This window comes from Rhodococcus sp. AC861, assembly GCF_979256035.1.
In genome coordinates, this window is the sequence record NZ_CEEDMW010000027.1 from 1 (window position 1) to 290 (window position 290).

A 290-nucleotide genomic window follows, 5' to 3' on the forward strand; every position below is an offset into this window, starting at 1 on the left:
CCTGATACCTGACCGCGTCGAGTCGGAGTGCTTGCAGCGCACTGGTTGTCGCGGTCGCCATCGGTACGCGCTCCCGACTGTCGGCGTGGTGGATACGGTCGATGCTCAGTCTCGAGCACGCAGGTGAGGGTAGTGGGGCAACAGCGGTACGTGCTTCTCGCTGGTGAGAAGGGTGGACTGGAACCGTCGACGCAGGGGCGCGGATGCCGCGATGCGGTGGCCGATCCGCAGTGCTCGCAGACCCGCCCGCGACGCCGGGTGCCTCAGTGCCGCGCCGCCGCGGGGGAGAC

Annotated in this window: 1 protein-coding gene; it reads right to left on the reverse strand. The window is 69.3% G+C overall.

Annotated features, from left to right (window positions below):
* Positions 1-105: 105 nt before the first annotated feature.
* On the reverse strand, positions 106-290 hold a 185-nt coding region (locus AC0IX4_RS22990; RefSeq protein WP_471831395.1), incomplete at its 5' end, for a hypothetical protein.